The 20,753-nt window shown below is 70.0% G+C and carries 17 protein-coding genes; 13 read left to right on the top strand and 4 right to left on the bottom strand.

Annotated elements, in window-relative coordinates; translation table 11 throughout:
• Positions 1-15 precede the first annotated feature (15 nt).
• Positions 16-1,116, top strand: a complete 1,101-nt coding sequence (locus tag GF068_RS32670) for a DUF3089 domain-containing protein (RefSeq protein WP_153823443.1) — start codon at positions 16-18, stop codon at positions 1,114-1,116.
• On the opposite strand, the gene GF068_RS32665 is transcribed toward GF068_RS32670, so the two are convergent.
• The 4 genes from GF068_RS32665 to GF068_RS32650 all read right to left on the bottom strand — a co-directional run bounded on the left by GF068_RS32665 (position 1,108) and on the right by GF068_RS32650 (position 8,178).
• A complete protein-coding gene (locus tag GF068_RS32665; RefSeq protein WP_153823442.1) occupies positions 1,108-5,181 on the bottom strand; it encodes a hypothetical protein in 4,074 nt (1,357 codons plus the stop codon). The two genes, GF068_RS32670 and GF068_RS32665, sit on opposite strands and share 9 nt — an antisense overlap.
• 163 nt (positions 5,182-5,344) lie before the next feature.
• The gene (locus GF068_RS32660; RefSeq protein ID WP_338046664.1) at positions 5,345-6,631 is read right to left on the bottom strand and encodes an ADP-ribosylglycohydrolase family protein; all 1,287 of its coding nucleotides are present in this window, start codon (positions 6,629-6,631) and stop codon (positions 5,345-5,347) included.
• A 59-nt stretch (positions 6,632-6,690) separates the two neighbouring features.
• On the bottom strand, positions 6,691-7,311 hold the full coding sequence (locus tag GF068_RS32655; RefSeq protein WP_153823441.1) for a hypothetical protein: 621 nt from the start codon (positions 7,309-7,311) through the stop codon (positions 6,691-6,693).
• A 27-nt stretch (positions 7,312-7,338) separates the two neighbouring features.
• Positions 7,339-8,178 (bottom strand): sterol desaturase family protein, encoded by an 840-nt coding sequence (locus GF068_RS32650; RefSeq protein ID WP_170319818.1) that lies wholly within the window; start codon positions 8,176-8,178, stop codon positions 7,339-7,341.
• Between the two features lie 184 nt (positions 8,179-8,362).
• On the opposite strand from GF068_RS32650, the gene GF068_RS32645 reads away from it, so the two are divergent.
• The 12 genes from GF068_RS32645 to GF068_RS32590 all read left to right on the top strand — a co-directional run bounded on the left by GF068_RS32645 (position 8,363) and on the right by GF068_RS32590 (position 20,753).
• The gene (locus GF068_RS32645; protein ID WP_153823439.1) at positions 8,363-8,911 is read left to right on the top strand and encodes a QcrA and Rieske domain-containing protein; all 549 of its coding nucleotides are present in this window, start codon (positions 8,363-8,365) and stop codon (positions 8,909-8,911) included.
• Entirely contained in the window at positions 8,912-10,342 is a 1,431-nt protein-coding gene (locus GF068_RS32640; RefSeq protein ID WP_153823438.1) for a cytochrome b N-terminal domain-containing protein, read from the top strand.
• The gene (gene coxB / locus GF068_RS32635; protein ID WP_153823437.1) at positions 10,339-11,325 is read left to right on the top strand and encodes a cytochrome c oxidase subunit II; all 987 of its coding nucleotides are present in this window, start codon (positions 10,339-10,341) and stop codon (positions 11,323-11,325) included. Before GF068_RS32640 ends, coxB begins: the two co-directional genes overlap by 4 nt.
• Positions 11,322-13,232, top strand: a complete 1,911-nt coding sequence (gene ctaD, locus GF068_RS32630; protein WP_153823436.1) for a cytochrome c oxidase subunit I — start codon at positions 11,322-11,324, stop codon at positions 13,230-13,232. Before coxB ends, ctaD begins: the two co-directional genes overlap by 4 nt.
• Positions 13,229-13,834, top strand: coding sequence for a cytochrome c oxidase subunit 3 (locus GF068_RS32625; RefSeq protein WP_170319817.1), 606 nt, complete (start codon positions 13,229-13,231; stop codon positions 13,832-13,834). The genes ctaD and GF068_RS32625 overlap by 4 nt, the downstream gene beginning before the upstream one ends.
• Before the next feature lie 22 nt (positions 13,835-13,856).
• Entirely contained in the window at positions 13,857-14,711 is an 855-nt protein-coding gene (locus GF068_RS32620; RefSeq protein WP_153823434.1) for a cytochrome c oxidase assembly protein, read from the top strand.
• 26 nt (positions 14,712-14,737) lie between these two features.
• Positions 14,738-15,103: a c-type cytochrome gene (locus GF068_RS32615; protein WP_206079594.1), complete on the top strand. Its 366-nt coding sequence runs from the start codon at positions 14,738-14,740 to the stop codon at positions 15,101-15,103.
• Between the two features lie 29 nt (positions 15,104-15,132).
• The gene (locus tag GF068_RS32610; protein ID WP_170319816.1) at positions 15,133-15,555 is read left to right on the top strand and encodes a FixH family protein; all 423 of its coding nucleotides are present in this window, start codon (positions 15,133-15,135) and stop codon (positions 15,553-15,555) included.
• The gene (locus tag GF068_RS32605) at positions 15,552-16,730 is read left to right on the top strand and encodes a cytochrome-c peroxidase (protein WP_153823431.1); all 1,179 of its coding nucleotides are present in this window, start codon (positions 15,552-15,554) and stop codon (positions 16,728-16,730) included. Before GF068_RS32610 ends, GF068_RS32605 begins: the two co-directional genes overlap by 4 nt.
• 74 nt (positions 16,731-16,804) lie before the next feature.
• Positions 16,805-16,966: a hypothetical protein gene (locus GF068_RS32600; RefSeq protein WP_153823430.1), complete on the top strand. Its 162-nt coding sequence runs from the start codon at positions 16,805-16,807 to the stop codon at positions 16,964-16,966.
• 24 nt (positions 16,967-16,990) lie between these two features.
• Positions 16,991-17,998, top strand: a complete 1,008-nt coding sequence (locus GF068_RS32595) for an SDR family oxidoreductase (RefSeq protein WP_153823429.1) — start codon at positions 16,991-16,993, stop codon at positions 17,996-17,998.
• Positions 17,985-20,753: a cation-transporting P-type ATPase gene (locus GF068_RS32590; RefSeq protein WP_153823428.1), complete on the top strand. Its 2,769-nt coding sequence runs from the start codon at positions 17,985-17,987 to the stop codon at positions 20,751-20,753. The genes GF068_RS32595 and GF068_RS32590 overlap by 14 nt, the downstream gene beginning before the upstream one ends.

Raw genomic sequence — 20,753 nt, 5'->3', positions numbered from 1 at the left:
AGGGCCCTCCTGGCCGTGGTGCTGCTCGGCGTCTTTCTCGTGTTCCTGTCGTTTTTTACCCTCGATCGGTGGTTGTTCGTCGCCCTCGACCCCGGGCCCTTCGAGCCGAGCGCCGCGCCTCCCGCGCCGGACTACGACGAGGACGCCTCCTGGGCCGCGCTCCCCACGAGGGAGGACGACGCCGACGTCTCCTTGCCGGAGCTGCCGGCCGCGGCGCGCGGGGCGGAGAGCGCCGATGTATTTTTCGTCCATCCGACGACGTCCCTCGCCAAGCGGTGGAACGCGCCGATCGACGACCCGGAGATCGTCCGGGCGACGGCGCGCGGGGCGACGCTCATCCAGGCGAGCGTGTTCAACGCCTGCTGCGCCGTGTATGCGCCGCGTTATCGTCAGGCCAACGGCAAGGCCTTCGTCGCGCCGAGCCCGGAGGGTGATCGCGCGCTCGACATTGCTTTTGGTGACGTCGCCGCCGCGTTTGATTCGTTCCTCGCGCGGCGCGGCGAGGGCCGCCCGTTCGTCCTCGCGTCGCACAGCCAGGGGACGGTCCTCGCGTCCCGCCTGCTCCGGGAGAGGATCTGGGGCAAACCCCCCGCCGAGCACCTCGTCGCGGCGTACCTGATCGGAGGGCCGATCCGGCGGGAGACGATCGGCGAGGCCATTCCGATCTGCGCGTCCGAGGATCAGTGGGGCTGCGTGGTCGCCTGGAACGTGCGAGGCCCGCGCTACGAGCGCAACGGTTTCGAGTTCAAGGACCCGGACGCGCCCGGAGCCCCGGCTTCCATGGCCTCGCGCATTTGCGTCAATCCGCTCACGTGGAAGACGGACGGCGAGGTGGCGCCGGCGTCGTTGCACGAGGGCGCGCTCTTCTTCGATACGGAGGCGCCCGCGGTCCTCCCGGCCTTCGCCGACGCGGCGTGCCGGGAGGGAAACGTCTGGATCACCCGGATGGGCCCGCTGCCGCCGCGCGATTTCGCGAGCGGGGTGCTCCTCTGGACGATGGGCCCCGACAACTGGCACGCCATCGAGTATCAGCTCTTTTACGTGAACCTGCGGAGAAACGCGGTCCGGCGCGTCGAAGCATTTCGAGCGGCGCATCGCAGGGCCGCGTCACCGTGAGGGAATCTGCGACCGGGTTGGTTCCACATCACCTCCCCCTGCGGAGCCGCCGCACGCCGAGCGACGCCGTCGGAGGGTGACGAGGCCGAGCAAGGCGAGGGCGAGCTCGCCGGTGCCTCGGCTGGAGTCGCTCGAGGTGCTCCCCGTGGCGCGACAAGCGCAACCGCCGTCGGATTCGGGAAAGCCGCCGCCACTGCCGCCGGTCGAGCTACTGGTCGAACCGTTGCCGCCGCTGCCGCCGGCACCGCCGGTCCCGCCCGCACCGCCGCTGCCGCCGGCACCGCCATCGCCGCCGGTGCCGCCCGCGCCGCCGGTGCCGCCCGCGCCGCCGGTGCCGCCATCGCCGCCCTCGCCGCCCTCGCCGCCGGTCCCGCCATCGCCGCCGGTCCCGCCCGCGCCTCCGGCGCCACTATTCATACACATGCCGCCGACGCATGCGCCCCCGCTGCACGTCGTGCCGTCGGGCGCGCTGCCGTCCGCGGGGCAATCCGGCGAGATCCCGGTACACGTCTCGGCGACATCGCATGGACCGGCGGCGCCCCGGCAGATGGCTCCCACGGGCGCCAGCAGATCCGGCGTGCAGCCTTTGCCGATACCATCACATTTTTCCGGGAGGTCGCAGGCGCTCGTCGCCGGACGGCATTCCGTGGTCCCATCGGCGACGGCGTCCATGGGGCATGCCGGATCGTCGCCATTGCAGGCCTCCGCGACGTCGCAGGGGCCCATCGCTGCGCGGCACGTCGTCCCGGCGGCGACCTTGCCGTCCGCTGGGCAATCGCTCGCATTCCCGTCGCAAGCCTCGCCGACGTCACACGCACCGGCCGCCGCGCGGCACTCCGTCCCCGCCGCGACCTTCTCGTCCGCAGGGCAATCGCTCGCATTCCCGTCGCAAGCCTCGCCGACGTCGCACGCACCCGCGGCGGCGCGGCAAGTCGTTCCGGCGGCGACCTTCTCGTCCGCGGGGCACGTATTGCTCGAGCCATTACACGCTTCGCCGACGTCGCACGCGCCGGCCGCCGCGCGGCACTCCGTCCCCGCCGCGACCTTCGCGTCCGCAGGACAATCGCTCGCATTCCCGTCGCAAGCCTCGGCGACGTCGCACGCGCCAGCCGCCGCGCGGCATTGCGTGCCCGCCGCGACCTTCGCGTCCGCGGGGCACGTGTTGCTCGAGCCGTTGCACTGCTCCGCGACGTCACAAGACCCCGCCGAGGCGCGGCACACGGAGCCCGACGCCCTCTTGCCGTCCGCCGGGCACGTGTTGCTCGCCCCGTTGCATACCTCCTGGATGTCGCATGGGCCCGCTGCCGCGCGGCACACGGAGTTCGCCGGGAGTTTCACGTCCGCCGGGCATGCGTCGCTCGTCCCGTCGCACGTCTCTGCCGAGTCACATGGCCCGGCGGGAGAGCGGCATGTCGCACCCGCTGGATGCTTGCCATCCGCGGGGCAAGAGTTGCTCGTGCCATCGCAGTACTCGGCCACGTCACACGCGCCAGCCTTTTCACGGCAGAGCAAGCCCGCCTCGGCCTTCACGTCCGGAGGGCAGTCGTCGCTGACGCCGTCGCACATCTCCCAGATGTCGCAATCGCCCGCCGACGGGCGGCACATCTCGCCGGGGGGCTTCTTGGCATTCGGGCAGGCGGCGCTCACGCCGTCGCAATGATCGGCAGCGTCGCATGCGCCCGTGGCGGCCCGGCATTCGGTGTTCACGGGGAGGAAGGTGTCGGCGGGGCACGAAGGGCTCGACCCGTCGCAGACCTCCTCCGCGTCGCAAGGGCCTGCGGGGGCGCGGCATGTCGTCCCCGCCCCGGCCCGGGTGTCCGCGGGGCAGGCGGCGCTCGTCCCGTCGCACGTCTCCGCGACGTCACACGCGCCGGCCGCCGCGCGGCATTCGGTGCCCGCTGCGGTCCGGGTGTCCGCGGGGCAGGCGGCGCTCGTCCCGTCGCACGTCTCCGCGACGTCACACGCACCGGCCGCCGCGCGGCATTCGGTGCTCGCCGCGGCCACGCTGCACGTCCCGTCCACGGAGCCTCCCGCGGCCACGCTGCACGCCAGACAATCCGGCGCGCCGCCGCCGCAAGCGCTCTCGCAGCAGACGCCGTCGACGCAGAAGCCGCTCTGGCAGTCGCTGGCCGTCACGCAGGCGTCGCCCGTGGGTTTCTGGAGCACGTACGCGTACACCGCCCCTGTGTCGACGCCGATGCCGTTGCTCCCCAAAACCGCCCCCACGAGCAGCGTACCTCCCGAGAGCGCCGTCGAAAGACCGAAGTAGTCGCCCGCCGCTCCGTCGCTGGCGACGAGCTTGGACTCCTGCGTCCACGAGGAGATGCCCGCGCGCGAGAACACGTAGGCCGACCCTGAATCCGTTCCGTTGTCGTCGTCGCTGCTGGCGCCGACGACCGCCATGTCCCCGGCGAGCGATATCGAACCGCCGAATTGATCGCCCGCCGCAGGGTCGCTGGCCACGAGGATGCCCGCGAAACTCCATCCAGAACCGGGGGCGAAGCTGTACGCGTGCACCTCCCCTGCGTCCGCCAGGCTGCCGATCCTGTGCCCGGGAGCGCCCACCAGCACGACGTTCCCGGACGCCGCGACCGATTGGCCGAACCTGTCGTACGCCTCCCCGTCGCTGAGCACGAAATTGGAGGGGCTCTCGGTCCACGTGGCTCCACTGCGGAAGAACGTGTATGCCTCACCCTGCTGAACGTTGAATTTCTCCTGGGCGTGGGGAGCACCCACGGCCGCCAGGTCCCCCGACAACGACACGCTCTGGCCGAAGTAATCGGCCGGCGACCCGTACTGCGCCACCAGCTTGGCCTGCTGGGTCCATACCGTGCCGCTGCGAACGAACACGTACGCTGCTCCCTTGTCGGTCGCGCCGCTGATGTCGCAGCGCGGGCACCCCAAGAGCGCCGTGTCCGCCGACAACGAGACCGAGCTCCCGAAGAAATCGTTCGCCTTGGATCCGGAGACGGGGGCCACGAGCTTGGCTTGCTGCGTCCACGTCGCGCCGCTGCGAACGAAGACGTACGCCGCCCCTTGCGAGACATTCGCGCCAATGTCGTGGCCCGACGCCCCCACGAGCGCCGTGTCCCCGTCCAGGGATACACTCACTCCGAAGACGTCGTCTGCCGCGCCATCGCTGGCCAGGAGCTTGGCCTGCTGGGTCCATGTCCCTCCGTTGCGAACGAAGACGTACGCTGCCCCTTGGTTGACGTTCGCGCCGATGTCGTGGTTCGACGCCCCCACGAGCGCCGTGTCTCCCGAGATCGACACGCTGCGACCGAAGCGGTCGTCCGACGCGCCGTCGCTCGCCAAGAACTTCGCCTGCAGGGTCGCGACCAGCGGATCGATCTCCACCGGATACGTCGCCTCCGCGTCGTCCACGTGAATCGAGATCGTCCCCGCCTCCACCGTGAGCCACGCCGGCAATGCCTTCCCCGTCGCGTCCTTCACGTAGAGATCCGCATACCAGAGCGCCGCCCGGCCCTCGCCATCCACGAGCCGGACTTCTTCGCCGCGCCCGTCCCCATCCGGATCGTCGAGCCGCGCGGAGAGCTCACCGTCGACCTCGATCGTCACGACTTTGGTCCCGACACATTCGGGCGCCTCCGCGAGGACGAACCCCTGCTCGAGCCCCAGCGGACCATTGAGGTACCACGCCTCGATTCCTTCATGCCGGTAGCGGACCCGATTCCCCTCCGCCTCCGGCGCTGCCTCCTCCGCCCCTTGCACCGCCTCCTCGCAGCCGAACCCCGCCGTGCGTATCGACAAGGACCATGGCTCCTCGTCCGACGCGATCCACGCCCCCCACCGGTCGAACGTCGTCGCGAACCGCTGCGCCCCGTTCTCCAGAAGGAGACGCCCCGGCGCGAGGGCGATCGCCGCGTACGCGCCCGACGCCCCTTGCTGCACCGTTGTCACGTACGCCGCGCGTAGTTCCTTCTGCACCCGGGCCTTCGATTCCCAGGCTCGCTGCGACTCCGTTCCATCGAGCTCCGTCCGCTCCGATGCCTCGCGGAGGCTCCCCGGGGCGCCATCGGTCGCGCACGACGCCACCGTGATCACGAGGGCCGCGAGGAATGTACGGCGACCCCATCGTCCACGAGCTTCCAAACCTGGAACGTGTGCCATTGGCGCAAGGTAGGCGAGAAGTCGGGGATGTGTAAAGCTCCTTGCGAGTCTTCCAACCTCGCGCGAGACACAAGTTCGTCCCCCGCTCTCGACACTCTCACCGGATCGTCCACCCCCTCGCTCCCACGTCCCCGCCTCCCTCCTTCACGGCGAGGTCCACGAGCTCGACCATCCTCTGGGTTATCCCCGTGAACGTATCCTCGGCGTCGGGGTCCTCGGGCATTCGATCCGGCAGGGTGGGGCGGGTGCGATGAATGTGGTAACGGTCGGACCATCGTGTCCCTGGGAACGCGGCCTCGAGCTCGGGCAGGCCTCCGAGGAGCGCGACGAGCGCGCCCATGGTCGCCGTGCCGTTGTCGGAGTCCCAGCCGGACAGGGCGCCGATTTGCACGGTGCGCATGAAGTTCCCCTCGCCGAAGAGCAGGGCCAGGAGGCCCGCGGCCAGGTTGATCGCGGACTCCGTGAAGCCTCGGTACACGAATCCGTGCAAGAGCGCCGCTTCCTGATAACGACGGGCGATGGCGTCGCGTGTGCTCTCCCAGTCGTCCTTGTCGTTCGCCGAGAGATAGGCGGAGAGCACGAAATTGATGACGTCGGCGGCCTTCGATTCGTCCGGCAGGTGACGCCTCGCCTCGCGGACGATACGCACGATCTCCTCGCGCCTCGGCTTTTCCGGATCGACGGTGGCGGCGAGGGAAAACAAGAGGACGTGGAATCGAGCGGCGTGCGCCGCGTGATCACGCGCGGTGGCGCGGATGGGGAGGTCCGCCATTCTCGAGGCGAGCTCGGGCATGCCCGGCGCGAGGGCGCCGAAGATCTCGGTGGTGAGCTGCGCGTCGATGTGCAGCCCCTCGGGATTGTTCGCCGGATGGCTGGTGTCCGGCGGCGCGACGCCGCGCTCCATGAGGTCGCGCGCCCTCCGGTTCGAGACCCAGATGAAATCGTTCACGTGCGCGCGCCATCCGTCGCGGATCTGCGCGGGGGAGAGGTGGAGCGAGCGCGCCTCGTGGAGGAGGTGCAGGTAGACGTATTCGATGTCGGTGTCGTCGTCGGCCTGCCAGGGATCCTGGAACACGAAATCGATCCGCGCCCCGTCGCGGCCGAGGGGCCTTCCCCAGTCGTCGTCGGTGAAGAAGGGGCGCGTGATGCGGACGCCTTCGGTCCGGAGCCCGGTCCAGTTGGCGAGGCAGCCGCCGATCCACATCGCGCGGAGGCGCTCGGCGTAGGTGGCACGATCGAGGTGGATGGGGGCCTGGGCGGGCATTCCCAGGGATTCCCGGCGCTCCGTGGTGTCGGCTCCCGCGCGGCGGCCGCAGCCCGTGAGGCAGGCGAGCGCCGAAAGGACGAGCAAATGGCCGACGCGGCGTGTGCGGACGAAACCCACCCGTCGGGTTCTTGCAAGCGAGGGACCGGCCGAGGCTGGCCCCTCGGCTCGGCCTGTACCTAGTTTCTCGAGGATCGGAGCGCCTCGACGAGCTGCTCGTTCAGCGCCTTCTGGCGTTCGAGCATCTCTTCGAGGAGCTTCAGGGTCGCCGCGGCCGATTCCCTGTCGTCGCTCCGCATCAAGGCCAGAAGGAGCGCGTACATGCCACCATTGTCCGGGACGAGCACGACGTTCACGTTTCGGACGTCGCTCCTGCTATCGCCGGCCGCCGCGTCTGCGTCGGCGTCTGCATCCGTATCTGCATCCGCGGCGGCCGCGGCCGAGGCCGCCACGACGCCTCCCTCGGAGGCTGCTGATGTAGCAGCAGAAGCCGAATTCTCCTCGACCTCCGATTCCGCCTCCGCCTCCGCCTCCGCCTCTGCCTCGGCGGAGCTCGCGTCGGACGGCGCGCCCTCGGCTGCGCCGCCCGGCGACTCCTCCGCGCGCGCCTCCGTTTCGGCGATATCCCCGTTCGGTACCTCCACCTCCGCCGCGCATCCAAGCGCCAAGGGCGATACCACGAGGAGCACCGCGAATCTCCAGATAGCCATGTTGCCCCCTTTCCCTCTTCCTGGCGACGTGTGCCCAGCGGGCAGACGCGACCTGTACACAGGGGATAAGGCGCACGGGCATTCCGTCAAGAATGGATCGCTCCTCGAGGAGGTGCGTCACTTCGTGGTGGACGCGGCCCCCGCGAAGGGGCGCACGAGCATCGCGTGGAGGGTCGACGCGTCGCCCTGGATCGACGCAGGCAAGCCAATGACGACGGCCTCGGACGGCGCGTCCTTCCTCGTGCCGTGCAGCGAATCCCACAAGGCAATGCCGCTCGAGAAGTTCGTGTTGCGGTCCGCGGCCGACTCGGAGTGGTGAATCTCGTGCATGTGGGGCGTGACGAGCACGAGGGAGAGCCATCGCTCGACCCGGGCCGGGAGCCGCAGGTTGGCGTGGTGAAAGAGGCTCGAGACCACGATCGCGCTCTGCCAGAGGTCGACCGCCCGGGGGCTCACGCCGAAGGCGCCGACGACGAGCGCTCGAAGAGGCAGGGACGCGGCGAGCTCCGCGAAATGGAAGCGGAGCCCGGTCGTGACGTCCATGTCGCGATCCGCGTGGTGGACGACGTGCAGGCGCCACAAGACGCCCACGCGGTGCGACAGGTCGTGCCAGAGGTACAGCGTGTAGTCGAGCCACGCCATGCCGAGCGCCGTCTCCACGGCGAAGGGGAGCCGCAGCCATTGCAAGAGCCCGAAGCGACGCTGGACGGAGACGCGCGCGACGGGCAGGACGAGCAGCCGATTGAGCGCGAGGTTGGTGACGACACCCAGGCAGGCGAACGCGAGGTTGCGCCGGGCGCGCGGCCCCGTGGGCTCGGCGCGGACGCGGCGAGGAAAAGCTCGCTCCAGAACGGCGAGCGCCGCGAGGGCGCAAAGCGGGGGCGCGGCCCGAGCCAGCAAGCTCGGCCGAGCGAGCGAGCGGGCCTGTCGGATGCGGCGCGTGCGCGTTCCTAACATTCGCACCGCTATGGTGCCGCCGCGCCGCGACCGCAATCTCCGGAGGTGCCCGACACGGCTGGACGGGGGACCGAGGGGAGAACCCTCCGCCAAACCCATGGCGTGAGCTCGATTCTACGGCCAATCTCTGGCTGCCGGATGCTCGCTCCCAGCGCGGCGCGGCACGGCCGTAGGGGCAGAACGAATGGATCGTACCCAGCCGAGTTGCCCGGGGACGTGTGGTGATCCCTCACGTCGCCGGTTCTTCTCACGCCTCTGCCTCGGCCTCGGTGGCCTCGGCGCGGCGCTGCTCGCCGCGCCCGTCGTCGGGCTCGTGCTCTTGCCGCTTCGTCGGCGCAAAGAGGCCGTCTGGCGTGACATCGGGCGCGTGGACGAATTCGAGGTGGGTCGGACGGTGAAGTCCACGTACCTCGACCCCGCGCCGCTCTCCTGGGCCGGGCCGGCCGCCGAGACGGCGGCCTGGGTCCGGCGTGTGACCGCGGACGAATTCGTCGCGTTCGGCGCGTATTGCACGCACGTGGGCTGCCCGGTCCGGTGGGTCGAGGGCGCGGAGCTCTTCCTGTGTCCGTGCCATGGCGGCGCATTTCACCGGGACGGCGCCGTCGCGGCGGGGCCGCCGCCGCGCCCGCTCCCGCGGCTCGACGTGCGCGTGCGCGAGGGGCGCGTGGAGCTCAGGACCGAGGCCATCCAGGCAGCGCTCGGCGCCGCGGGGCGCCGCGGGTCGGAGGAGTGAATGCGTCCATTCGCGCGCCTGGGCCGCTGGTTTTACGATCGGATGCAGCTCGAGCCCATCGTGCACCTGTTCACGGGTCACAAGGTGCCTCCGGGCGTCCATTCCGGGAAAACGGCGTGGATGTACGTGCTCGGCTTCGCCACGCTCGTCTCGTTGCTCGTCCAGGTCGGCACCGGGATCGCCCTCGTCACGCAGTACATCCCCTCGCCCGAGAGCGCGCACGCGAGCCTCGAGCACCTGACGAACGCGACCTCGTGGGGCCGATTCGTCCGCGCATTACATTATTTTGGCGCGTCGGCGATGGTGCTCTTCGTGTTCCTGCACATGGCGCGCGTCTTCTTGACGGGCTCGTTCAAGTTCCCGCGCGAGATGAGCTGGATCAGCGGCGTCTTTTTGCTCGTCCTCGTGATGGCGATGGGCTTCTCGGGACAGCTCCTCCGCTGGGACGAAAACGGCGTCTGGACCGTCGTGGTCGGCTCGAAGTTCGCCGGCCGCACGCCGCTCATCGGGCGTGAGCTCTCGGAGCTCATCCTGGCGGGCGAGACGATCGGCGGGCACACGCTGAGCCGCTTTTTTGCCCTGCACGTCTTCATTTTTCCGCTGGCCATCGCGGCCATCGTGGGCCTGCACCTCTTCCTCGTCTTCCGCAATGGCGTCTCCGAGCCCCCGAAGGCGGGCCGGCCGGTGGATCCGAAGACGTACAGGAAATGGTATCACGAGCTCTCGGAGCGGCACGGCGCCGATTACTTCCCGTGGGGGATGTGGCGCGAGGTCGTCTTCGCGGCCGTCCTCGTCGTGACCCTCGTCGCGCTCGCGCTCCTCGTGGGGCCCAAGGGCCCCGGCGCGCCCGCCGACCCGACCGTGCTCGTGACGAACCCGCAGCCCGACTGGTTCTTGCGCTGGTATTACGCGCTCATCTGGGTGAAGCCGCGCGGGCTCGAGGAGCTCGTCATGGTATGGGCGCCGGTGCTGGCCCCGCTCGTCCTGCTCTCGATACCGATCCTCGCGCCGCGCGGCGAGCGGCACCCGGCGCGCCGCCCATGGGCCATCCTCGCCGTCGGCGTCGCGGTGATCGGGTTCGTCTCGCTCCTCGTGCTCGGCTACCGGGCGCCCTGGGTCCCCGCCGTCGCGAGTGATCCCGTGCCGCCCGAGCTCTTCGGCGCTGCCGGCGAGCCGTCGCGTGAAGGCGCGGCGCTGTTCTCCGAGCGTGGCTGCCAGCTCTGCCATACCGCGCTCGGCAGGGGCGGCCATTACGGTCCCGATCTGACCGACGTGGCGCGGCGCCTCTCGCCCGAGGAGATCACCGTCCGCACGATGAATGGAATCCGCGACATGCCCGCGTACCGGGACATCCTCACGGCAGAAGAGTTGAGCGATCTCGTCGCGTTTTTCCGCGCCATGGACGGTCTCCGCGCGGAGGGGCCTCATTGAATCGGGCTCGCCGCTCGCTCGTGCTCCCGGCGCTCGTCGTCCTCCTCGGCGGGTGCGCGCGCCCGCCGGCGGCGCTCGATACACACGGGCCGGGCGCCGAGCGTATCGCGGAGCTCTTCTGGTTTTTCCTCGTCGCGACCCTCGTCCCCGCCGCGATCACGATCGGTCTTTTCGTGTACGGCGCCCTGCGGCCACGCTCCGGCGGCGGCGGCCCGAGGCCCGTGAGGCGCTGGATCCTGGTGGGAACAGCCTTGTCGACGCTCGTCGTGCTCGGGATGCTCGTCGCGTCGATCGTCGTCGGCCGCGTGGTGGCCGAGCCACGCGGACCGATGGACCTGACCATCGACGTGCGGGGTCATCAATTCTGGTGGGAGGTCGCTTATCCCGATGACCGCGTCCTCACGGCGAACGAGCTCCACCTGCCCGTCGGGCGTCCCGTGCGATTGCGCCTCACGTCGGCCGACGTGGTGCACAACTTCTGGGTGCCCGAGCTCTCCGGCAAGCAGGACATGATCCCCGGGCACACCAACGTCTTCTGGATCCAGGCCGATCGCCCCGGCATTTTCCTGGGGCGCTGCGCGGAGTATTGCGGCCTCGAGCACGCGCTCATGGCCCTCGTCGTGGTGGCCGAGCCGGAGGACGCGTTCGCGGCCTGGATCGAGGCGCAACGCGCGCCCGCGCGAGGCCCGGACGGTCCGGTGGCGGAGCGGGGGCTCCAGGTGTTTCACGAGGCCGAATGTGCCCATTGCCACGCCATCCAGGGCGTCACGCCGCCCCTCGCCACGGGCGCCGTCGGGCCGGATCTCACGCACCTCGCGAGCCGCCGCACCCTCGCCGCGGCCACGATGCGGAACGTGCCGGGCAACCTCGCGGGCTGGATCCTCGGCCCGCACGACCACAAACCCGGCAATCGTATGCCCCCTTCGACCCTCGCCCCCGACGATCTGCACGCGCTCCTTGCCTACCTCGGGGGCCTGCAATGAGCGACGGCGCCGCGACCAGGCTCGACCGTGAGCTCCTGCGTATCTGGGCGAATCCGCCCGGGGTCCTGGGCTTCTTGACGAACGTCAACCACAAGGCGATCGGCGCCCGCTTCCTCGTCACGAGCTTCGTGTTTTTCCTGATCGGCGGCGTCGAGGCGCTCGTGATGCGCCTCCAGCTCGCGCGGCCCGAGGCGGACGTCGTCGGCCCCGGCGCGTATGCCCAGCTCTTCACGATGCACGGCTCGACGATGATGTTCCTCTTCGCCGTCCCGTTCCTCGAGGGGCTCGCCATTTACCTCGTCCCCCTCATGATCGGCGCGCGCGACATGGCCTTCCCTCGGCTCAATGCGTTCGGCTACTGGGTCTATCTCTTCGCCGGGATCGCGCTCCATGTCAGCTTGCTCCTCGGCCTCGCGCCCGATACCGGCTGGTATGCCTATGTGCCGCTCTCCGGCCCTGGCTGGTCCTCCGGCCCGAACGTCGACATGTGGGTCACGATGATCACGTTCCTCGAGGTCTCGGCGCTCGTCGCGGCCGTGGAGCTCATCGTCACCATTTTCAAGATGCGCGCGCCGGGCATGTCCTTGAGCCGGATGCCCGTGTTCGTCTGGGCCATCTTGCTCACCGCGTTCATGATCGTGTTCGCCATGCCGACGCTCGTGCTCGCGAGCTTGCTCCTCGCGCTCGATCGCTTCGCCGGGGCGCATTTCTTCAACGTCGCCGCCCGCGGTGACCCCCTGCTCTGGCAGCACCTCTTCTGGTTCTTTGGTCACCCGGACGTGTACATCATGTTGCTCCCTGCGCTCGGGATCGTCTCGACCATCGTGCCCACGGCCGCGCGGCGTCCGCTCGCGGGTTACACGCCTGCCGTGCTCTCCCTCGCCGCGATCAGCGTCGCGAGCTTCGGCCTCTGGGTGCATCACATGTACCCCGCGGGCCTGCCGCTGCTCGGAATGAGCTTCTTCACCGTCGCGAGCATGTTGATCAGCATTCCGAACGCAGTCTTGCTCTTCACGTGGATCGCCACGCTCTGGGGGACCCGCCCCGCGTGGAACACGCCGTTCCTCTTCGTCTTCGGCTTCTTCGTCCTCCTCATCCTCGGCGGCATCACGGGGATCATGATCGCCTCCGTCCCGTTCGACTGGCAGGTCACGGACACCCATTTCATCGTCGCCCACTTTCATTACGTCCTCATCGGCGGCGTCGTCTTCCCGATCTTCGCCGCGATCTACCACTGGTTCCCCAAGATCACGGGGGTCACGCTGGGCGAGCGGGCCGGCAGGGTGAGCTTCTGGCTCGTCTTCATCGGGTTCAACGTGACGTTTTTCCCCCTGCACATCCTCGGCCTCCAGGGGATGCCCCGCCGCGCCTATACCTATCTGGCCGGGCTCGGCTGGGACAGGGGCAATGGAATCGCCACGGCAGGCGCGCTCCTCTTCGCGCTCGGCGTCATGGTCTCGGTCGCCGATATCGTCTTTTGCCTGGCCACGAAGCGAGGCCGGGCGCCTGCGGACCCGTGGGGCGGCGCCACGCTCGAGTGGTCGGTCTCGTCGCCGCCCCCCGTCTACAATTTCTGCAAGCTCCCCGTCGTGCGCGGGACCTATCCGCTCTGGAGCGTCGAGCCGCCGGGCGGCGTCCGTATCGACGACCCTTCGGACATGCAGCGGGAGACGCTCTCCACCAGCGTCCTCGCGGCGGTCCCCGAGCACCGCGTCGTCCTGCCGGGGCCCACGATATGGCCCTTCTGGCTCGCGGCCTCGCTCACCGTCGCCTTCCTGGGCGCGATGGTCGATCTGCTGTTCGTCCCCGTCGGCGCCCTGCTCGGGGCCATTTCGCTCATGGGATGGCTCTGGCCGTCGAGGGCATCGACGCGCCGGCCCGCGCGGGTGGAGGCGCGCCTCGCATGAGCGCCCCTCCCGGCTCCGTCCTCGCCCTCTCGCGTGACGCGACGGGCGCGCGTTCGAACGTCGTCTGGGGCGTCGCGTGGCTCATCGTGATTGAATCGATGGTCATCGCGTCGCTCCTGGTCAGCTATTTTTACCTGCGGATCGGCTTCCCGTCCTGGCCCCCCGCGGGGACGCCGCTCCCGGAGTTCGGCTCATCGACGGTCGCCGTCGGGCTGCTCGCGCTGAGCGTCGCGCCGATCGCCATGGCCACGCGTGGCGTCTCTCGGGGATCGCGGGGCCGGCTCCTCGCCGGGACGTGGAGCGGGCTCGTCCTCCTCGGCGCGTACCTCACGCTCTCCTTGCTTTCGCTCCTCGGCCGATCCCCTACCTGGAGGACAAACGCCTACGGCTCGATCGTCTGGACGATGGACGGTTATCAGCTCATGCACGCCTCGACGCTGCTCGTCCTCTGGAGCGCGCTCGTGGTGCTCGCGCACCGGGGCCATTTCGACGAGAGGCGCCACGCCGCCATCCAGGCGGCCGCGCTCTACTGGTACTTCACCGCGGCGAGTAGCCTCGTCGTCCACGCCACCATCCACCTCGCCCCGCGTGTCCTCGGATGAACATGTGTACCGGGAGGCAATCGTGAGCCGATGGAATGGCGCGTCGCCCGGCGCGCGCTTCTTCGACGAGCCGCTCCTCGCGGCGACGCTCGCCCTCGTGGCCGCGTGGTATCTCCTCGGCCTCCGCGTGTTGCTCCGGCGCGTGGGGCTCGGCCGCCGATCGCTCCTCCTGCGTGCGTGGTTTTTCCTGGGTGGCCTGGTCACGACGACCGCGGCGCTCTGCTCACCACTCGACGGGCTCGCGGAAGAGCTCTTTTCGGCCCACATGGCCCAGCACCTCTTGCTCGTGAGCGTCGCGGCCCCGCTCTTTGCGCTCTCGGCGCCGCGCGCCGTGCTCGCGTGGGCCCTGCCTGGACCGGCGCGAGGCAGGCTCGGACGAATACGACGCTCACGGCCGCTCCGCGCAATCCTCGGCGTGCTCGGGCGACCTGTGACGGTGTTTCTCCTCCATAGCGTCGCCGTCTGGGCGTGGCACGTCCCTTCGCTGTATGGCGCCGCGTTGCGGAGCGGCCTGCTGCACGCGCTCGAGCACGGGACCTTCCTGGGCACGTCGATCGTGTTCTTCGGGACCCTCGCGCGCGCGGGCGCGCCTGGGCGAATCGGCCACGGCGCCGCCATTCTGTACGCGTTCGTCGCCTCCTTGCAATGTGGCGCGCTCGGCGCCCTGCTCGCGTCGGCGCGGGTCCCTTTTTATCCCGAGCACGCCGAGGGGGCTGCCGCGTGGGGGCTCGGGCTCCTCGAAGATCAACAGCTCGCCGGGGTCCTCATGTGGGTCCCCGGCGGCGCGGCGTACGCCATCGCCGCGTTGCTCCTCGCCCGTGCGTGGCTCCGCGCCGCGGCGTCTGCTCCGCAATGGGAGGTCTCATGCGATCGTTGACCCGACGGGGAAAAGAAGCCTCGCTCATGGCGCTCGTGCTCCTCGCCTGCCTCACGCTCGCGGCGTGCCCGTCGCGCGAGAGCCCGCCGAGGCGCCAGGTGAGCGGGGGCGCGGCCGGCCCCGGACGGCGAGCATTCCTGAAATACGGCTGCGGAGGTTGCCATGCCATTCCCGGCGTGGAGGGGGCCCGAGGCAGGGTCGCCCCGCCGCTCTGGGCCTTCGGGGAGCGCGCCTTCGTCGCAGGCGTCCTGTCGAACACACCCGACAACCTGATTCACTGGATCATGGCGCCGCAGGACGTCTCTCCGCGCACGGCGATGCCGAACCTCGGGGTCACCGAGCAGGACGCGCGCGACATCGCGGCATTCTTGTACTCGCTGGAGGGCGACTGAGCATGCGCGGCGCTGCCATTCCGCTCTGCATGATCTCGACCCTCGCGTTCGTCACGGCGTGTCGTCCGGATACCTCCTCGGAGCCGCCCCGCGCGCGTGCTGGCGAGGGGCTCGCGGGGCTCGGCGATCGTGGCCTCTTCCGCTTCGAGCTCACGCTCACCCCCGACCCGCCCATCGTCGGCGAGTTCTTCCGGGTCGTGACGAATGTCCGCGACGCGCGCACCGGGGCTCCCGCCTCGATGGTGCATTTCGAGCTCTCGGCGGCGATGCCCGAGCATGGTCACGGCATGACCACCTCGCCGGAGCACCACGCGCGAGGTCCCGGCGCCTACGTGAGCGAAGGAATGAAGTTTCACATGGCGGGCCCCTGGGTCTTCTCGGCCGAGGCCGAGGCGGCCGGCGTCCGGGATCAAATCTCGTTGCCTTTCGAACAGCCCCCTCGATTCCGATGATGCGGCTCACGCGCGTGGCCCTCCTCGTCGCCATGCTCGCCCTCCAGGCCGGCTGCGGCGAGCGCGCGCCCCCCACGCCGCCCTTCACGCCGCAAGAGCTCGCGTATCTCGAGGGGATGTCGCCTCTCGGTCCCCTGCCGCCGAGCCACGGCAATACGTTCGCCGATGACCCACGCGCGGCGGCGCTCGGTCGCCGCCTGTTCTTCGACGCGGGGCTCAGCGCGACCGGGCGCGTCTCGTGCGCGAGTTGCCATGATCCCGCTCGATATTTCACGGACGGCCGTCCGCGCGCGGTGGGCCGAGGAGAAGGGCCGCGTAATACGCCGTCGCTCCTCGTCGCGCCCCATTATCCTTTCCTCGCCTGGGACGGGAGGAAAGACAGCGTCTGGTCCCAGGCGCTCGGCGCGCTCCTAGACGAGCGCGAGCACGCGATCTCCGTGGACGCCGCCGCGAGGAGGGTAAAGGAGGTCCACGGCGAAGCGTATGAGGTCGCCTTCGGGCCCCTCCCGGACCTCGCCGATCCGGCCGCGCGAGAGCGCGTCTTCGTCCACGCGGGCAAGGCCATCGAGGCGTATCTGCGCGACGTCGCGCGGCTCGAGCCGTCCCCCTTCGACCATTACGTCGCGGCTCTGCTCGCCGGCGACCCGTCGGGAGGTGGACACCTCTCGGCGCCCGCGGTCCGAGGGTTACGTGTCTTCCTGGGTGAGGCTCGATGCGTCGCGTGTCACCACGGCCCGCTCTTGAGCGACCGCGAATTCCACGCCATCGGCCTACCGCCCGCATTCGGGGCGCCGGCGCGCGACGAGGGCCGGGCCCGCGGCATCACGCGCCTCGACGCCGATCCCTATCGCTGCGGCGCTCGGTGGAGCGATACGTCGGATTGCCCCTCCTTGCGATTCCTCGACAGGCGCTCGCCCGACCACGTGGCCGCGTTCCGCACGCCGAGCCTACGCAACGTCGAGAGGACAGGTCCCTACATGCATGGCGGCCAGATCGGGTCCCTGGAGGACGTCGTCGACCATTACCGCGTGCTCTCCCACGAGCCTCGCGTGGGCCGGCGAGACGTGTTGCTCCTGCCCCTGCCCAGGGCCGTCCGCACGGACGACCTCGTCGCTTTTTTGCGCTCGCTCACGAGCCCTCCGCCGCCAGGATCCGCGCCGGGTTTTTCGCCCTGACGAGGCTCCTCCTCGGTCGGTTGCTCGGGGGGGCATGGAGCCTGCACCGCATTCTCCGTCATCGAGGAGGCGACATGTCGAAGCTCGAAGAGCTCCGCGGTGATCCGCTCCCGCGCGGGGTCCGGGACTTCCTCACGCAGGGAATACACGGGGGGTATGGCTTGACGGGCGGCCTCGTGCTCCGCCTCGTGACGAGCAAGCGTCACATCCCGACCCTCCCGTCCGCGCTGGGGTGACACATGCTCGCTCGGGGGTCGGACATGAACAATGAGGTCGTCGTCATCACGGGAGCCTCCGCAGGCGTGGGCCGCGCGACCGCGCGGGCCTTCGCGCGGCGCGGGGCGCGAATTGGCCTCCTCGCTCGCGGGCGGGACGGCCTCGACGCCACGCGGCGGGAGCTCGAAGACATGGGCGCCGAGGCGCTCGCCTTGCCCACGGACGTCGCCGACGCCGATCAGGTCGAGCGCGCCGCCGAGGAGGTCGAACGCGCGTTCGGCCCCATCGACGTGTGGATCAACAATGCCATGGTCACGGTGTATTCGCCGATCCTCGAGATGAAGCCGGCCGAATACCGGCGCGTCACGGAGGTGACCTACCTCGGGTACGTCCACGGCACGCTCTCCGCGCTTCGCCGGATGCACCCGCGTGATCGCGGCGTCATCGTCCAGGTGGGCTCCGGCCTCGCGCACCGCGGCATCCCGCTGCAATCGGCGTATTGCGCGGCCAAGCACGCCATCAAGGGGTTCACGGATTCGCTGCTCGCCGAGCTCCACCACGACGAGAGCCACGTGCGCGTGGCCATGGTCGACCTGCCGGCGATCAACACCCCGCAATTCGACTGGGCGCGCTCCCGCATGCCGCGCCGCCCCCAGCCCGTCCCGCCCATTCTCCAGCCCGAGGTCGCGGCGGAGGCGATCCTCTCGGCCATCGATCAGCGCCGCGCCCGCTCCTGGCTCGACTTCTCGACGGCCAAGCTCATCCTCGCCGACCGCGTCGTCCCGGCCTCGCTCCTCGACCGTTACCTCGCGAAAAACGCCTATGACGGCCAGCAGAGCGACGAGCCCGCGGAGCCGCATGCCCGGGACAACCTCGATTCGCCCGTGCCCGGGGATCACGGCGCCCGCGGCCGCTTCGACGCCTCTGCGCGCCGCCGCTCGGCCCAGCTCTGGATGAGCCAGCACAGGGCCGGCCTCGCCGCCATGGTCCTGGGCGTGGGGCTCCTCGGTGGGCTCGTCGCCATGAGGATACGCGCGAATGGATGGGCATGACGGGAGGGTTCGCCTCGAGGGATCGGGGCGGGACGTTCATGCGCGACCGGCCGACGTGATCGTCGCCGAGCTCGACAGCCATGCCACCTCGGGCCTCGGCGCGGACGAGGCCCGCCGAAGGCTCGCGACGCACGGGCCGAACGCCCTCACCCCGCGGCGCAAGCAGAGCACCCTCGCGCGGCTCCTCCTGCAATTCCACCAGCCCCTCATCTATCTGCTCCTCGCGGCCGGCGCCGTGACGTTCGCGCTCGGCGAGCGCGTGGACGCCGGGGTCATCTTCGGCGTCGTCCTCGTCAATGCGATCGTCGGGTTCGTCCAGGAGAGCAAGGCCGTCTCGGCCATCGAGGCGCTCGCCCGATCCATGCGGGTCGAGGCCACCGTGCTGCGCGACGGCGAGCCGCGGCGTATCTCCGCCCCCGAGATCGTCCCCGGCGACATCGTCTTGCTGCAATCGGGCGACAAGGTCCCCGCGGACCTGCGCCTCGCCCGCGCCCGGGACCTGCAAATCGACGAATCGGCGCTCACGGGCGAATCCGTGCCGGCCTCCAAGGACACCCGCGCCCTCGCGCCCGAGACGCTGCTCGCCGATCGCGCGAACATGGCGTATGCCTCGACCCTCGTCACGCACGGGACCGCCAAGGGCGTCGTCGTGGCGACGGGGGATCACACGGAGGTCGGCAAGATCTCCGAGCTCATCTCCGCCGTGGAGAAGCTCGAGACCCCGCTGTCCCGCAACATCGCGCGTATCAGCCGCCTCCTGCTCGGCGCCTTGCTCCTGCTCGGCGCGGTGACGGTCTTCATGGGCACGTTCCTGCGGGGCCAGGCGCTCGCGGAGACGTTCATGGCCGCGGTGGCCTTGTGCGTGGCGGCGATCCCCGAGGGATTGCCCGCGGCGGTGACGATCATCCTCGCCATCGGCGTGTCGCGTATGGCGCGGCGGCGCGCGATCATCCGCAAGCTCCCGGCCGTCGAGACGCTGGGCAGCACGACCGTCATCTGCTCCGACAAGACCGGCACGCTGACGGAGAACCAGATGACCGTGCGGCGGATCCTGGCCGGCGGCGAGATGTACGAGGTGAGCGGCGCCGGTTATGCGCCCGAGGGTCGAATCACGCGCCGGGGTGATACCGTGGGGCCCGGAGAGGCCAACCGAGCCCTCGACGAGGCGCTGCGCTGCGGCCTCCTTTGCAATGACGCCCGCGTCGTGGAGAAGGCCGGCCGCTGGTCCGTCGACGGTGATCCGACGGAGGGCGCGCTGCTCGTCGCCGCGCACAAGCTCGGCCTGCGGCGGGACCAGCTCGCCGAGGCTTCTCCGCGGATCGACGTCCTGCCCTTCGAGTCCGAGCAGCAATACATGGCCACGATGCACGACGCCGGCCCGGGCGAGCCGCGCGTCGTCTACCTCAAGGGCGCCGTCGAGCGGACGCTCTCGCGTTGCGTGAATGCGCTCGGCCCGGACGGCGCGGCGATCGACCTCGACGAAGCGCAGGTCCTCCGCGACGCGAGTGATCTCTCCCGCACCGGGCTGCGTGTCCTCGCGCTCGCCCGAAAGACGTTGCCGGCGGAGACGCGCGACCTCGAGCACGCGCACGTCGAGGAGGGGCTCTTGTTCCTCGGCGTGCAAGGCATGATCGATCCGCCCCGCCCGGAGGCCATCCGCGCCGTGGCGGACTGCAAGCGCGCGGGCATTCAGGTGAAAATGATCACCGGGGATCACGCGATGACCGCGTCGGCCATCGCCCGCGAGATCGGCCTCGAGGGCGAGACGGCCGAGGACGGGACGCTCCGCGCGGTCACGGGTGGCGACATCACGCGGCTCGACAGCGCGGGGCTCTCCGACGTCGCCGAGCGTGTCGCCGTGTTCGCTCGGGTGACGCCCGAGCAGAAGCTGCGCCTCGTGCAGGCATTGCAGCAAAAGAGCCACGTGGTCGCGATGACCGGGGACGGCGTCAATGACGCGCCTGCGCTCCGGCAGTCCAACATCGGCGTGGCCATGGGCCTGTCGGGCACCGACGCGGCCAAGGAGGCCGCCGACATGGTGCTGACGGACGACAATTTCGCGTCGATCCGGGCGGCCGTCGAGGAGGGCCGCGGCGTCTTCGACAACCTCACGAAATTCATCGCCTGGACCCTGCCCACCAACATGGGCGAGGCCCTGGTGATCCTCCTGGCGATCGCGCTCGGCACGCAGCTCCCGATCCTGCCGGTGCAGATCTTGTGGATCAACATGACGACGGCGGTCCTGCTCGGCATGATGCTCGCCTTCGAGCCGCTGGAGCCGGAGACGATGTCCCGGCCGCCGCGGGATCCGAGCGCGCCGATCCTGAGCTTCCCGCTGTTCATGCGCATGGGGCTCGTCTCGCTGCTCATGCTCGCCTCGGCGTATGGGCTGTTCACGTGGATGCAATGGCAGGGGTATCCGCTCGCGGCGTCGACGACCGCGGCCGTCAACGTGTTCGTCGTGATCGAGGTGTTTTACCTCTTCAACTGCCGCTCCCTCGCGCACTCTGCCTTTCACGTCGGCTTCTTCAGCAACAGGCCGCTGCTCTTCGGCGTGCTCGGCATGCTCGCCTTGCAGCTCGTCTTCACCTACGCGCCCTTCATGAACCGGTGGTTCCACAGCGCCCCGCTCGGGTGGCGCGAATGGCTCCTGATCTTCGCCTCGGGCGTCCTCGTCTGGGGCGTCGTGGGATTCGAGAAATGGGTCCGGCGCCGCACGGGGCGCGTCGTCGGGCATCGAGCGATGGACATCTAG

Origin of the sequence: Polyangium spumosum (assembly GCF_009649845.1) — a bacterium.
Taxonomy (GTDB): Bacteria; Myxococcota_A; Polyangia; order Polyangiales; family Polyangiaceae; genus Polyangium; species Polyangium spumosum.
The sequence above is the reverse complement of the archived record's forward strand: the minus strand, read 5'-3'. Positions and strand labels throughout refer to the sequence as shown.

Excerpts from the sequence above, each read along its gene's own strand:
- GF068_RS32640 (WP_153823438.1), top strand. The coding sequence starts at position 8,912 with ATGCGTCCATTCGCGCGCCTGGGCCGCTGGTTTTACGATCGGATGCAG.
- GF068_RS32595 (WP_153823429.1), top strand. The coding sequence starts at position 16,991 with ATGAACAATGAGGTCGTCGTCATCACGGGAGCCTCCGCAGGCGTGGGC.
- GF068_RS32615 (WP_206079594.1), top strand. The coding sequence starts at position 14,738 with ATGGCGCTCGTGCTCCTCGCCTGCCTCACGCTCGCGGCGTGCCCGTCG.
- GF068_RS32590 (WP_153823428.1), top strand. The coding sequence starts at position 17,985 with ATGGATGGGCATGACGGGAGGGTTCGCCTCGAGGGATCGGGGCGGGAC.
- GF068_RS32605 (WP_153823431.1), top strand. The coding sequence starts at position 15,552 with ATGATGCGGCTCACGCGCGTGGCCCTCCTCGTCGCCATGCTCGCCCTC.
- GF068_RS32610 (WP_170319816.1), top strand. The coding sequence starts at position 15,133 with ATGATCTCGACCCTCGCGTTCGTCACGGCGTGTCGTCCGGATACCTCC.
- GF068_RS32645 (WP_153823439.1), top strand. The coding sequence starts at position 8,363 with ATGGATCGTACCCAGCCGAGTTGCCCGGGGACGTGTGGTGATCCCTCA.
- ctaD (WP_153823436.1), top strand. The coding sequence starts at position 11,322 with ATGAGCGACGGCGCCGCGACCAGGCTCGACCGTGAGCTCCTGCGTATC.
- GF068_RS32625 (WP_170319817.1), top strand. The coding sequence starts at position 13,229 with ATGAGCGCCCCTCCCGGCTCCGTCCTCGCCCTCTCGCGTGACGCGACG.
- GF068_RS32650 (WP_170319818.1), bottom strand. The coding sequence starts at position 8,178 with ATGTTAGGAACGCGCACGCGCCGCATCCGACAGGCCCGCTCGCTCGCT.
- GF068_RS32600 (WP_153823430.1), top strand. The coding sequence starts at position 16,805 with ATGTCGAAGCTCGAAGAGCTCCGCGGTGATCCGCTCCCGCGCGGGGTC.